At 69.5% G+C, this 14467-nt stretch carries 9 protein-coding genes; 8 read left to right on the top strand and 1 reads right to left on the bottom strand.

The genetic code is table 11. The annotated features are described in order from the left end of the window. From SFY69_06285 to SFY69_06275, 3 genes are all read left to right on the top strand, one after another. Positions 1-1019, top strand: a 1019-nt coding sequence (locus SFY69_06285; GenBank protein MDX2131640.1) for a hypothetical protein, incomplete at its 5' end; no start/stop codon positions are given. 348 nt (positions 1020-1367) lie between these two features. Beyond that, positions 1368-3956, top strand: coding sequence for an ATP-dependent Clp protease ATP-binding subunit (locus tag SFY69_06280; protein ID MDX2131639.1), 2589 nt, complete (start codon positions 1368-1370; stop codon positions 3954-3956). 283 nt (positions 3957-4239) lie between these two features. Further along, complete coding sequence (locus tag SFY69_06275) at positions 4240-6729, top strand: hypothetical protein (protein ID MDX2131638.1); 2490 nt, start codon at positions 4240-4242, stop codon at positions 6727-6729. 126 nt (positions 6730-6855) lie between these two features. On the opposite strand, the gene SFY69_06270 is transcribed toward SFY69_06275, so the two are convergent. Continuing rightward, positions 6856-7464, bottom strand: a complete 609-nt coding sequence (locus SFY69_06270) for a hypothetical protein (protein ID MDX2131637.1) — start codon at positions 7462-7464, stop codon at positions 6856-6858. A 766-nt stretch (positions 7465-8230) separates the two neighbouring features. Between SFY69_06270 and SFY69_06265 the strand changes: the two genes are divergently transcribed. From SFY69_06265 to SFY69_06245, 5 genes are all read left to right on the top strand, one after another. Further along, positions 8231-9235 (top strand): hypothetical protein, encoded by a 1005-nt coding sequence (locus SFY69_06265; GenBank protein MDX2131636.1) that lies wholly within the window; start codon positions 8231-8233, stop codon positions 9233-9235. A gap of 128 nt (positions 9236-9363) precedes the next feature. Then, positions 9364-11190: an ABC transporter permease subunit gene (locus SFY69_06260; GenBank protein ID MDX2131635.1), complete on the top strand. Its 1827-nt coding sequence runs from the start codon at positions 9364-9366 to the stop codon at positions 11188-11190. Positions 11191-11241: 51 nt separating this feature from the next. Then, positions 11242-12372, top strand: a complete 1131-nt coding sequence (locus tag SFY69_06255; protein ID MDX2131634.1) for a hypothetical protein — start codon at positions 11242-11244, stop codon at positions 12370-12372. Between the two features lie 439 nt (positions 12373-12811). Beyond that, complete coding sequence (locus SFY69_06250) at positions 12812-13474, top strand: 3-oxoacid CoA-transferase subunit B (GenBank protein ID MDX2131633.1); 663 nt, start codon at positions 12812-12814, stop codon at positions 13472-13474. Between the two features lie 108 nt (positions 13475-13582). Then, complete coding sequence (locus SFY69_06245; protein MDX2131632.1) at positions 13583-14440, top strand: hypothetical protein; 858 nt, start codon at positions 13583-13585, stop codon at positions 14438-14440. Positions 14441-14467: the final 27 nt, after the last annotated feature.

Here is a 14467-nt window from a genome sequence, read left to right as displayed (position 1 = left end):
GCGCGTCTGGCGGCGCGGGCGAAACGGGCGGCGGGGGCGAGGCCGTCGGCGCGGACGAGCCGCGGGGCGCGGGGCTGAGCGCGCTGGCGCCGGAGGCCGTGGGCGCGGGCGGCGCGGAGGGGAGCGACGGGGCGTGGTCGGCGAACCCGGGGGACGACACGGCGGAGGCGTCCGCGCCGATCCCGGCGGCGGACGATCGGGTGCTGACGGCGGCGGAAAAGGCGTGGGAGACCAAGGCGCCGACGATCCGCGCTGGGGGTGCGGGGCGTGAGGTGGGGGGCGCGGCGTTGGCGGCGCGCGGGCCGGATGCGGCGCTGCTGGACCTGGCGCGGCGGATGAGCGCGCTGCTGCGCGAGCCGCCCGAGACGAAGATCGATGATGCCGCGGCGCTGGCGGCGATCGAGGCGTTGCGGGCCGGGGTGCTGCGCGACCTTGAATCGCCGTCGAACGTGCTGCACGCGGGGCTGGATGAACGCGACCGGCTGGCGCTGCTGGAGGCGCGGGCGCGGGTGGCGGCGACGCCGGGCGAGGCGAACGCGTCATTGACGCGACGGCTGGCGGGGATCGCGCCCGGGCCGGGCATGCGGATCGTGCGGGGGCTGCTGTGCACGCGGGTGCAGGGGTTCGGGCGGTACGAGGCGTTCGCGAGCACGACGTTCGCGGCGGGGAGCCCGATCCGCGCGATCGTGTACACGGAGTTGGACGGGTTCGGCTCGCGCCCGGCGCGCGAGGGCGATCCGGCGATGAAGGACGTGGCGCTGGCGGAGCAGACGAGCGTGGAGTTGACGCAGGAGCTGGGGCTGTACACGGAGCCGGGCGGGCTGCGGGCGTGGCACAAGCCTGGGCAGCGGGTGATCGAGACGACGCGGGGGCGTCGTCGGGATTTCTACCTGATCCACACGATCGAACTGCCGCGGACGCTGAGCGTGGGGCGGTACGTGCTGAAGGCGACGGTGACGGATGTGACGACGGGCGCGAGCGACGAGGTGAACATCCCGATCACGGTGGTGGCGCGGTAGCCGCGGGCGGGCGGAAAGCTGCCAGAATGACAGCGGGACGAGGGACGGCCGGGCCTGCGGGTGCGGGCGCGGGCGTTGTGGGCGTGTGCGGGCGGGGTGGTGGTCTGTTCGGGAGATCGTGAGCAAGGGGTGATTGGCACGCGGATCGCAGTCTGAGAGGACGACCGCGGGCGAGACCGGGAAAACGCGTGAAAGCGTTGGGCCCGGCGCGACGTATAAGTAGGTGGGCGGAGGGGGGTTGGCGGGGCGGTCGTCGGGAAGGTCCGGAGAGAGGGCGAACCTGCCCCCCGGGTCGGTCCGAATGAGGATGGATGACGCACGCGGCCACGGGCCGCTTTGGAGGCTGACATGTTCGAACGCTTCACAGACCGAGCCCGCAAGGTGATGGCCCTGGCGAACCAAGAGGCGCAGCGCCTGAACCACGAGTACATCGGGACCGAGCACATCCTGCTGGGGCTGGTGAAGGAAGGTTCGGGCGTGGGCGCGAACGTGCTGCGCAACCTGGACGTGGACCTTCGTCGCGTGCGGCTGGAGGTGGAGAAGCTGGTGAAGGCGGGGCCCGAGATGGTGACGATGGGGAAGCTGCCCCAGACGCCCCGGGCCAAGAAGGTGATCGAGTACGCGATCGAAGAGGCGCGGAACCTGAACCATAACTACGTGGGGACCGAGCACCTGCTGCTGGGGCTGCTGCGGGAGCACGACGGGGTGGCGGCGCAGGTGCTGATCAACCTGGGGCTGAAGCTCGAGGACGTGCGCGAGGAGGTGCTGAACCTGCTCGGGGCGGGGAACGAGCAGAGCGAGGGGGGCGGCGGCGGCGGCGGGGGCGAACCGGCCGGCGCGGCGAGCGCTGGGAGCGCGTCGGGCGCGGGCGCAGCGGCGGGCCCGAAGGGCAAGAGCAAGACGCCCGCGCTGGACAGTTTCGGGCGTGACCTGACGGAACTGGCGCGGGAAGGGCAGTTGGACCCGGTGATCGGGCGGATGACGGAGATCGAGCGCCTGGTGCAGGTGCTGTGCCGTCGCACGAAGAACAACCCGGTGCTGCTGGGCGAGGCGGGCGTGGGCAAGACGGCGATCGTCGAGGGCCTGGCGCAGCGGATCATCGCGGGTGACGTGCCCGAGATTCTGCACGAGAAGCGGCTGGTGGTGCTGGACCTGGCGATGATGGTCGCGGGGACGAAGTACCGCGGGCAGTTCGAGGAGCGGATCAAGGCGGTGATGAACGAGGTTCGTCGCGCGAAGAACGTGATGCTGTTCATCGACGAGCTGCACACGCTGGTGGGCGCGGGCGGCGCGGAGGGCGCGATCGACGCGAGCAACGTGCTGAAGCCCGCGCTGGCGCGCGGGGAGATCCAGTGCATCGGCGCGACGACGTTCGACGAGTACCGCAAGTACATCGAGAAGGACGCGGCGTTGGCGCGGCGGTTCCAGGCGATCACGGTCGACCCGCCGACGAACGACCAGACGGTGGAGATCTTGAAGGGGCTGCGCGAGAAGTACGAGCAGCACCACCGGGTGCAGATCACCGACGGCGCGCTGCGGGCGGCGGTGGACCTGAGCGGGCGGTACATCACGGGGCGGGTGCAGCCCGACAAGGCGATCGACGTGATCGACGAGGCGGGCGCGCGCGTGCGGATCAAGAGCATGAGCAAGCCCCCGAACCTGGCGGACCTGGAGGCCGAGATCGAGCGGCTGACGGTGGAGAAGGACGAGGCCGTCAAGGCGGCGGACTACGAGAAGGCGGCGGAGCTGCGCGACAAGGCGGAGCAGCTTCGTCGGAAGAAGGACGACGCGCAGCGCGAGTGGCGGACGAAGAGCCAGGAGGCCGAGGGCGTCGTCGATGACGAGGTGGTCGCGGAGGTGGTGGCGAAGATGACGGGCGTGCCGCTGAAGCGTCTGGAGAAGGACGAGGCGGCGCGGTTGCTGAAGCTGGAAGAAGAGCTGCACAAGAAGGTGATCAGCCAGGACGAGGCGATCAAGGCGATCAGCAAGGCGATCCGCCGGGCGCGGGCGGGGCTGAAGGACCCGAAGCGTCCGATGGGGTCGTTCATCTTCGTGGGGCCGAGCGGCGTGGGCAAGACGCTGCTGAGCAAGGCGCTGGCGGAGTTCATGTTCGGGGACGAGGAAGCGCTGCTGCACCTGGACATGAGCGAGTACATGGAGAAGCACAACGTGAGCCGGCTGGTGGGTGCTCCTCCCGGGTACGTCGGGTACGAGGAAGGCGGGCAGCTGACGGAGCGGATCCGTCGCAGGCCGTACGCGGTGGTGCTGCTGGACGAGGTGGAGAAGGCGCACCCGGACGTGTTCAACATGCTGCTGCAGATCATGGAGGAAGGGCGGCTGACGGACTCGTTCGGTCGGAACGTGGACTTCCGCAACACGATCATGATCATGACGAGCAACCTGGGCTCGGAGATCATCACGGGCGGGGCGGGGTTCGGGTTCGGGAAGCGCACGGAGTCGACGGACTACGAGAACATCAAGACGGTGCTGATGAAGGAGATCGAGCGGTTCTTCCGCCCGGAGTTCATCAACCGGCTGGACGACATCATCGTGTTCCGCCCGCTGAACAAGGACGACATCACGCGGATCGTGGACTACGAGGTGGCGAAGGTGAGCAAGCGTCTGGCGGCGCAGGGCTTCGCGCTGGAGCTGGACGCCCCGGCGAAGGAGCTGCTGATCGAGCGGGGGTACAACCCGGAGTTCGGCGCGCGCCCGCTGCGCCGCAGCATCGGGCAGTACATCGAGGACCCGCTGAGCGAGATGCTGCTGGGCGGGAACTTCGAGGCGCCGTGCATGATCAAGGTGACGCGTCGGAACGGCGCGGACGGGAAGCCGGAGGATCACCTGTTCTTCGAAAGCGGGCCGGCGCCGGCGGGGCTCGTGAAGCCCGGGACGGGCGACGTGGACAGGCCGCAGCGGGCGGGCGCGTCGACCTGACCGGACGGACCCGTTGTTGATGGCATGGATTGCGAACGAGCACGCCCCTCCCGCCGCCGGGAGGGGCGTTTGTTATCAGTCTCTGGCCCATGCGCTGGTCGCACGCCGGGGGTAGGCCTTGCCCCGGGGACCCGCGGGCGCCAACGGTGCTCGCGGCGCGGCCAGGCGGCTGCACGTGCGGATTTCGAGCATTCTGAACATTCGCGCTGCTGCATCCACGGGGCGCGGCTCCAAGAATGCTGCGGAGCAAGCCGCGCCCTGGGCGCGAGCGGGAGGCGATGTCATGAGCATGTTGTCGAGCGTTCGGGGTGTGTGTGCGCGCGGCATGGGCGTGCTGCTGGCCGCGGTGGCGAGCGTGTCGGGGATGGGTTCGCGCGCGGCGGCGCAGTGCCCGGAGACGTGGATCGAGACGCAGGTTCCGACCGGGACGACAGGGCGGGTGAACGCGGTGGTGTCGTGGGATCCGGACGGGAACGGGCCGCTGGGGCCGTGGCTGGTCGTTGCGGGCCAGGCGACGGTGCCGGGGCTGGGGAGCACGCGCATCGCGGCGTGGGACGGGGCGCGATGGCGGGCGCTGGGAGACGGGTTCAACTCGACGGTGAACGCGCTGGCGGTGCGCAACGGCGAGTTGTACGCGGGCGGGGACTTCACGCAGTCGGGCGCGGCGAACGTGCGGTACCTCGCGCGGTACACGGGCTCGGCGTGGGTGCAGGTGGGCGCGGGGACGGGGCTCGGCTCGTCGGTGTACGCGCTGCACGCCGCGGCGAACGGGGACCTGATCATCGGCGGCGGGTTCACCACGGTGAACAGCGCGTCGGGGTTCAACCGGATCGTGCGGTGGGACGGCTCGACGCTCTCGCAGGTGGGCAACGGGTTCGGGAACAACTGGGTGTACGCGATCACCGAGCACGCGGGTGAGCTGTACGCCGGCGGCGACTTCAACCTCTCGGGCGGCGTGTCGACGCTGCGCCTGGCGCGCCTCGTCGGGGGCACGTGGCAGCAGGTGGGCGGCGGGATCGACGTGGGCAGCAGCGTGCTGGCCTTGCGCTCGTTCAACGGGCAGTTGTTCGTGGGCGGGAGTTTCACCAGCGCGGGCGGGGTGACATGCAACAACGTTGCGTCGTGGAACGGAACGTCGTTCGCGGGGCTGGGCACCGCGCCGAACGCGGGGGTGGGCAGCACGGTGTACGCCCTGACGGTGTTCGGCACCGAGCTGTACGTGGGGGGAGGGTTCTCGACGGCGGGCGGAGTGCCGAACCAGTTTCTGGCGCGGTGGAACGGCTCGGTGTGGAGTGTGGGCGTGCCGGGCGTGGGCGCGAGCGTGTTCGCGCTGGCGGTGCACGACGGGCGCTTGTGGGCGGGCGGGGACATGACGACCGCCGGCGGCGTGCAGGTGCAGCGGGTCATCTCGTGGGACAACGTGACGGTGGGCGTGCCGGGGTCGGCGTTGTCCGGGCAGGTGACGGCGCTGGCGGAGCACGCGGGCGAGATCTTCGCGGGCGGGCTGTTCGTGAACGCCGGATCGACGGTGGTGAACAACGTCGCGCGGTTCGACGGCACGGCGTGGCGCGCGATGGGGGCGGGGGTCGGCGGGCGTGTGCGGGCCATGGCCAGTTTCCAGGGCTTCCTGGTCGTCGGCGGCGACTTCACTAGCGCGGGGGGCGGGTCGGCGAACTACGTGGCGCGATGGTCGGCGGCGACCGGCTGGCAGGCGATGCCGGGGCTCACCAACAGCGTGCACGCGCTGCTGGTATACAACAACGAGCTGCACGCCGGCGGCGCGTTCAGCCAGCGTGTGGCTCGGTGGAACGGAACCACGTGGGTGGCGTTGCCCGGCACGGTCGTCAACTCGACGGTGAACACGCTGACGGAGTTTGAGGGCGAGATTGTGGCGGGCGGGTCGTTCAGCGGCGCGGGCACGACGGTGCTGAACTACGTGGCGCGGTACTCGGGCGGCGCGTGGCAGCCGGTGGGCACGGGGTTCAACTCGACGGTCAACACGCTCACGTTGCACAACGGGTCGCTCTACGCGGGGGGCTCGTTCACGCTGGCCGGGCCTGGAGGAGCGCCGCTGCCGTACGTCGCGCGGTGGAACGGCACCGTGTGGCAGACTGTGGGCACCGGCCAGACCTCGTCGGTCGAAGACCTCGCGAGCTACGCCGGCGAGCTGGTGGCGGTGGGCAGCTTCACCGGTGCGACCGGGTCGTACATCTCGCGGTACAACGGGGTGCAGTGGCGTCCGCTGGCCGAGGGGCTCTCGGTGGGGACGGGCAGCGGGCTCGTCGGGAGCACGCTGCTGGAGCGCAACTCGCTGCTGTACGTGGGCGGGTCGTTCCTCGTGGGCGGGCAGAACACGTGGGCGCCGAACGTGGGGCTGTGGGGTTCGGGCGGGGGCAACATCTCGATCGATCAGCAGCCGTCCGACCAGACGGTGTGCGCGACGGGCACGGCGGCGTTCACGGTGCAGGTGAGCGGGACGGGGCCCTTCTCGTACGTCTGGCGCAAGGACGGCGTGGCGCTGAAGAACGGGCGTGGGATCTCCGGCGCCGACAGCCCGAACCTGACGATCGCGTACATCGAGCCGGGCGACGCGGGCACGTATGACTGCGTGGTGCTGAACCTGTGCGGCCCGCTGGCGACGCTGCCGGTGACGCTGACGGTGGATACGAGCTGCGCCCCGCCGTGCGATCCGGACTTCAACCGCGACGGGAACGTCGACCAGGACGACGTGTCGTCGCTGGTGCAGGTCATTAGCGGGGGTGATTGCCCGTGATGAACGGGCGAGTACGCCGGTGAGTGATGCTGAAAACGACACCGCCCGGACCTTTCGGCCCGGGCGGTGGTGTTTTTGAGATGTCGTCGAGCTCTCTCGGTGAGCGGGCTCGACGAAGCGCGTCGCTTAGCGGCGACGGCGAGCGGCGAGCAGGCCGCCCATGCCCAGGAGGGCGACGGCGCCCGGGGCGGGGACGAGTTCGATCTGCCAGCCGCCGTCGATGCGGCCGATATCGCCGGAGGCATCGTCGACGATGAAGAGGTCCCAGTTGCCGTTGGCGCCGGCGTTGAAGGCAGCGAGAAGCGAGGAGCCGTACGGGCCGGCGGGCGCGGGCGCGGCGAAGGCGTCGCCGGTGACGTAGTTGGTCGGGGCGTAGGGGCCGGCGCCGAGGGGGCCGGCGTCCGGAACCGCGACGCCGGTGTCGTCGAAGGTGACGTTGATGTTCACGACGTCGCCGCTACCGCCGGCGTCGGACATCAGGACAACCGCGCCGCCGGGGCCGGCGAGGAGGATGTCAAAGTCATCGGGCCAGGTGTGGCTGAGGCCGAGGAGGCGGACCTGCGCGCTGGTGACGGTGCCCGTCCAGCCGGAGATGTTGATGGTCGAGGGGTAGGGATTGGCGGTGCCCAGCGAACCCGTGCCGGGGATGACGATCGGGGTGTTGTTGGAGTACACGGCGGCGCTGGCGAGAGACGCCAGGCCGGCCACGGCGATCAGAGCGATACCAGTCTTCATGTTCTTCTCTCCTCGCATGCGCGGGCGCGTCCCGCTTGGTCTCTCTCCGCGCGCCGAGCAACCCACGATGGCGCTCGCGCGTGCGTCGCCGGGACGCGCAAGTGTGTTCCCGGCACCGGAAACTACCAGAGTTCTGACTATCCGGCAAGGGGACTTTAATACTCTCGATGATGGATTTTCGAGTTTTATCGGGAACCGGAATCAACGCCCGCCCTAGAACGAGCATGGTGTGAATCTGGGAAGACCTATTCACGCGTAATGGTGTTTGTTTGGTACTTCTGGCTGTCATTTGCCGGCAGTTGAGCTCCGGCGCCGCGCTCGGTGCGGGACGGGATTGGTCGATATCTGTTGTGTCGTCGGCACGCGGGGGATCGGCGCAGAGCGGGTAGGAATCCCGTTACTTATCGGACATTGGGCGAATGGGCGGCAGCGCGGCTTTGAGAAATCTTCAATTGAGTGGCATTGACTTCAAGTTTCGAGTAGTCTCCCTGGTGCTCGGGCACGGCGTGTCCGGGGGGTAGGAACGCGAGAGAGAGACAAGGTCCCCGGGAAACCGGGGGAAGGGCCGTTGAGACCGGCTGCCTCTTGCGATCACACCCAGGGTGGAGACGGCTCGCGCGTGTATGCGCGGGCGGTCATGACGTCGGCGTGTGTTCGCCGGCGTCGGGCGGGGTTTGCGTGGGGTCACGCGCCGCCCTTGGGAGGATCCGCTCGGCGTTGTGCGCACACGCCGGGCGGGGCAGTTGATTTCGAAGGAGACGTAGAGATGAAGACCATGGGACTGTTGGCCCTTGCGGCCATCGCGGGCACGAGCGCGAGCGCTCTGGCCAGCGTGTCGGCGTTCACGCCGGTGGCGTCGGTGACGTTCACGAACAAGAACTCGGTGGACGCGCAGGGCGACCCGGACAACGCGCGCGACTCGTGGATCTCGCCCGTGGGCGGGTCGGTCACGGCCATCCGCGTGACGGGCAGCCTGACGGAAGTGAACACGGCGACGTTCGCGAGCGAGGCGCGGGTTCGCCTGAGCGCGGGCGCGGGCAGCTCGTTCACGGCGTTCAACTATCAGGCGAGCACGGTGGGGAACTACACGGGCACGCTGGCGATCGGCCCAACGACGATCGGCGTGCCGGCGTTCAGCCTGAGCGCTGGCGGGCAGGTGAACTTCGAGTGGTTCGAGTCGTTCCAGGACGACGCGAACCTGCCCGAGAGCCGCTGGGACACGGTGACGTACGAGCTCGGTGCGAACGTGATCACGAACGGGAACTTCAACCTCGGCACGATCCCCCAGAACGGGACGACGCAGGTGATCGCGGGCTCGCACGTGGCGGGCGGGCTTGACTTCTTCACGTTCAGCCTCGGCGGCCCGGTGGCGAACATCGGGGACTACCTGAACATCAAGATGAAGTTCGGCGCCACGGGCGGGATGACCGATACCGAGATCGCGTTGTACGACGGCAACGGCAACCTGGTCGCGACCGACGACGACGGGTTCACGGGCTTCGCCAGCATGCTGACGTTCGGCGCGAGCGATCCGCTCGCGGGCGCGGGCGGGGACGTGTCCCTCCCGGGCGCAAACGGGCTGAGCCTCGCGGCGGGCAACTACACGCTGGTGACGGGCGGGTTCAACACGGTCTTCGGAGCGACCATCGGCCAGATCACGCCGGGGACCAACGCGGGCACGTACAGCCTCGAGATCACGTCCGTCCCGACCCCCGGCGCGCTGGCGCTGCTGGGCGTGGGCGGGCTGCTGGCGGGCCGCCGCCGGCGCTAAGCCTTGCACCGTGATTTGTTTCTGATCGCGCCCGCCGGGGAAGCTCGGCGGGCGTTGTTTTTCCAAGGCGAGGACTGCGGGCGGAATGCCTGAACCCGGCGCGGGCGGTGTCGGTACGATTCTCGCCCATGCCCGTCTTTCTCCGATGGCTCTTGCGACTTGGCCCGACGAACCCGATCGCGGTGCGTCTGGTGCAGAACGGCTCGCGCCGCAACCGGCACCTGTACATCCGGGCGTCGTACCTGGCGGCGTTGATCGTGGTGCTGCTGTGGGCGCTGCTGGTGGGGGCGGGGGCGGACCAACTGGACTATCGGGAGCTGGCGAAGAGCGGGGCGCGGGCGTTCACGTGGATCGCGTTTTTGCAGGTGCTGCTGATCTGCGTGCTGGCGCCGGTGTTCATGGGCGGGGCGATTGCGCAGGAGGCGAGCCCGCGGACGTGGGAGGTGCTGCTGACCACGCCGCTGACGCCGGGCGAGATCGTGCTGGGGAACCTGTTCGGGCGGCTGTTCTTCGTGCTTGCGCTGCTGTTCGCGAGCCTGCCGCTGTTCGCGTTGACGCAGTACTTCGGTGGCGTGCCGCCGACGGCGGTGTTCGCGAGTTACCTGGTGGCGGGGTGCGCGGCGCTGCTGGTGGGGGCGTTGGCGATCGGGCTGTCGGTGTCGCGGCTGGTGGGGAAGCGCGCGTTCTTCGTGTTCTATGTGTGCGTGGTGGTGTACCTGGGCGTGACGGTGGCCATTGACCGGGCGATCGTGAACGCCGGGGGCGGGGCGGTGAACGGGCAGGGCGTGACGATCATGACGGGGCTGAACCCGTTCTTGGCGTTGTGGAGCCTGCTGAACCCGTCGACGTACCCGGTGGCGCCCGAGGGCTCGCACGAGGGGCTGCTGCGCTGGATGCTCGAGACGCCGGTGTCGTTCTGGTGCGTGGCGAGCCTGATCCTGAGCGCGGTGATCATGGCGGCGTCGACGTTCACGGTGCGGACGGGCGGGTTGCAGACGCTGGGGGCGGGCGAGACGGGCGTGCCGATCTGGCAGCGCCTGCTGGGGCGCCAGGCGCGCAAGGCGGGCGAGCACCGGGCGCCCAAGCAGGTGTGGACGAACCCGATCGCGTGGCGCGAGGCGGCGAGCCGCAACTCGAGCCTGGCGAAGATCGTGGCGCGCTGGGTGTTCATCGGGCTGGGGGCGGCGTTCGGGCTGACGCTGATCTATCTCTATCACGATCGGACGTTCACGCCGAGCGACTTCCGGTTCGCGATGGTGGCGACGGTGTGGGGCGAGTTGGCGCTGATCGCGCTGGTGGGGATCAACGTGGCGGCGACGGCGATCAGCCGCGAACGCGAGGACGGGACGCTGGATTTGTTACTGACGACGCCGATCACGGCGCGGGCGTACCTGCTGGGCAAGCTGCGCGGGCTGGTGATGTATCTGATGCCGCTGCTGCTTGTGCCGCTGGGCACGCTGGGGGCGGCGTGCCTGTACGTGCTGCTGATCGCGACGGCGACGCCGACGGGGGCCCAGATGCCGCTGATCCTGCCGGAGGCGGCGGTGCTGGTGCCGCTGGCGGTGATCCCGTTTGTTGCGTTCTGTGTGATGGTGGGGTTGAGCTGGTCGTTGAAAAGCCGCGGCACGTTGTCGAGCGTGGTGTGGACGATCGCCGTGGTGGGGATGATCGGCGGGATCGCGGGGCTGTGCGGGTGGCAGGCGTCGGGGAACTTCTCGTTCCTGGGTCCTGTGCTGGCGGCGCTCAGCCCGGCGTCGATGGTGTACGCGAGCGTGTACCCGGAGGAAGGGCTGGCATCGACGATCACGGATTCAGGGCCGGCGTCGGCGCGGATGAGCCTGGCGGTGGGCGCGGCGGTCTCGGCGCTCGTGCACGCGGGGCTGTGCTACGCGATTCTATCTAATATGGTGCGCGGGTTTGATATGACGGTGAGAAGGCTGGCGGGGGCGCGGTAGGGGCCTGACCATTTCTCTTGCATCGTGCGCGGGATGAGGTACGTTCTGGGCATGAGCACTCCTCGCGCCACGCTCGTCCTCGCCGCGGCCCTGTTCTCGGGCGTGCTGGTGCTCTCAGCCGCGCCGGCGTGGGGGCAGACGTTTGATTTGGTGGGGTTTCCTGATCCGAACCGCATGGGGCGTACATACGCGATTTCGTCGGACGGGCGTGTCGCAGCAGGGGGACTTTCGGTTTCCGGCGCGGGATACACGTGGACCCGTGCCAACGGCATGGATGCGTTCGGTTTGCTGCCGGGCATGCCGGGCACCTCGCAGGCGCTCGCGATTTCGGGTGATGCGCGGTACGTCGGCGGGTTCGCGGGGCCGGAGGCGTACCGCTATCGCGTCGGGGACGCGGCGTTGCAGATGCTCGGGTTCCTGCCGGGGTACGCGACGACGCAGACGATGGGGCTGAGCGGCGACGGCGAGATTGTGGTGGGGCGTGCGACGCCGTTCAGCAGCGACGCGGTCGGCCAGGCGTTCCGGTGGACGGAAGAGACGGGGCTTGTTGGTCTGGGCTACACGCGGCCCGACCATTTTTATAGCGAGGCCGCGGCGATCTCGCGCGATGGGAACACCATCGTCGGACATAGCAGGGGGGGGAGCGGGCAGGGCGAGGCCTTTGTGTGGACCGAGTCCATCGGCATGCAGGTGCTCACGCCGCTACCGGGCACGGGCGGGTTCACATCGCAAGCCTTCGGCACGAACCACGACGGGTCCATCATTGTCGGTATTTCCGGCTCGAACAGTTCGGGAACCGTCTGGGTCAACGGCGTGCCGATGTCGCTCGGCATCGTGCCGGGTTTCAACAGGAATAGCGCGCGTGCCGTCAGCGACGACGGCTCGGTGATTGTCGGGCAGATGTTCGGCAACAGCCAGACCGCGTTCGTCCGCACGCCCTCCCGCGGCATGGAACGCCTCGCCGACTACCTCGCGTTCCACGGCGTGCAGGTGCCGGCGGGGGTCAACCTGCTCACGGCCACCGCGGTGTCGGCGGATGGGATGACGTTCGCGGGGTATACAGGATTGCCGGGTCAGGTCCGCGACGGGTTTGTGGCCACCATCCCCGCGCCCGGTGTTTCGTGTTGTGTGTTTGTCGGCGCCGGTGTGACGTTGTTCGCGCGACCACGCAGAAGAATCTGATGCTGCACCGCTGTGCGGTGCGCGTGCGAGGCGCGACGTGTCCGGGGGTGCCGCTGCGCGGCGACCCCCGGCTTCCCTCTCCCCGCCGCGTCGCGGCGGGGAGGGGGAAGCCATGAGGCATGCGGCATGAGGCGTGAGGGCAAACACGCGGCTCGAACCGTGCTGACGCGAAGCGTGCGCGCCGGACGTCAAGACACGGGGCCTGAAAGGCGCCACCCCTGATGGCCCGCGAGCGGCGTGGCAGGCGCGAGGAAGCATGCCGAAGCGGCGAAGCCCCCTCCGGCGCGAAGACTCGCCACCTCCATCGAGGAGGAGGATCGAGACAGACCCTCGCTGGCGCGTCGGGCTCGTACAGAGGGCTTGTACCGAGCGCGGAGCGGGCGGGAGGCCGGCCGGGCGTCGGGGTTCCGGGGCGGGGGACTTCCGGTAGAATCCCGGCATGCCCCTGACCCGAGAGCAACTGGCCCTGCGTGCGTCGCGCGAACTGCGTGACGGGTACATCGTGAACCTCGGCATCGGGATTCCGACGCTGGTGGCGAACTATGTGCCGCCGGGGATGGACGTGTGGCTGCAATCGGAGAACGGGCTGTTGGGGATCGGGCCGTTCCCGCGTGAGCGGGAGATCGACCCGGACCTGATCAACGCGGGGAAGCAGCTCGTGACGGCCCGGACGGGTGCGTCGTTCTTTTCGTCGAGCGATTCGTTCGGGATGATCCGGGGCGGGCACATCGACCTGTGCATTCTGGGGGCGATGCAGGTGAGCCAGGAGGGGGACCTGGCGAACTGGATGATCCCGGGGAAGATGGTGAAGGGGATGGGCGGGGCGATGGATTTGGTGGCCGGGGTGCGCCGGGTGGTGGTGGTGATGGAGCACACGGCGAAGGGGCAGAGCAAGGTGGTGAAGGCGTGCACGCTGCCGCTGACGGGGCGGGGGTGCGTGGACCTGCTGATCACGGACCTGTGCGTGCTGGAGATGGACCGGGCGAAGAAGCGGTTCGCGCTGCGAGAACTGGCGCCGGGAGTTTCCGTAGAAGAGGTGAAGCGACAGACGGCGGCGGAGTTTGACGTGCCGACTTCCGTCGGCGAGGTGGATCTGCGCTGAGTAAGGATGGCGGCGCGGGGTAGTGGATCGGACGGAGCCGGGAGGAAGGCGCGAGAACAGCCCGCGGGCGCGCAGGTCCCGCGTCGGGCGAGCCGGCGGAGGTGGGGCATGGCGGAGACCGAAGGCCAACACGGGGGAACACCCGTACCTGGGGGCGTCACGGCCGCGTCGGGCGTCCCGGATGGGACGGGCGGCGAGGGCGGGAGCGGGAGCGCTCCGAGCGGCGGGCGCGAGACGACCGGCGCAGGGGGCCAGAGCGGACTCCCGAGCCGGGTGCGGGTCTACGGGCTTCTGTGCGCGGTCGGGCTGTTCATCGGGATCGCGGTGGACGTTCCGGCGTTGGTGCGCGGGGTGCGCGGGGCGATGGTCTCGACGCTGAACCCGCCGGGAGTGCAGGTCGTGTACGCCGCCCCCGGGGCGCGCGACGCGAGCGCGAACCCCCGCTTCGAGGAGCGCAGCGGGACGGCGGGCGAGTTCGACATCGGGACGGAGTGGCGGGTGATCGTGACGAAGGACGAGGGGGACGTCGAGGCGGACGTATTCCTGGTGTACATGTGCTCTGGGGAGCCGCCGTTCATCGAGCGGGGCGATTCGCCGCCTCGGCAGCGCGTGCAGTTCGACGGAACGCTGCAATGCGCGGGGGCGCACACGTTCCTGATCGTGACCGCGAAGCCGGGAGAAGTGACGCCGGACCGGCTGCGCGAGGCGTTTACGCCGGTGAACAGCGGGGTGACGATCCCGGAGTTCCGGGAGATCGCGTGGAACGACCGAGCGGCGATGCCGTGGGACTGGGTTTTTCCGAAGGGATCTTCGAAGGGCTCCGCGATCAAGGACTCGCAGGCGGAGCGGGTGGTCGAGGACTGGGCGAACCGCATCGGCGACGTGGTGAAGCGTCTGCGTTCGTCGAGCGTGAGCGTCGTGGGCAAGACCGTCGGCGTGCGTGAGCCGATCGGGGTGCCGCTGTGAGGCGGGGCGGGACGATGCTGCGGGCGA

Source organism: Planctomycetota bacterium (assembly GCA_033763975.1).
In the GTDB taxonomy this organism is placed as follows: domain Bacteria; phylum Planctomycetota; class Phycisphaerae; order Phycisphaerales; family UBA1924; genus RI-211.
This window is presented reverse-complemented; position numbering and strand designations above follow the sequence as displayed.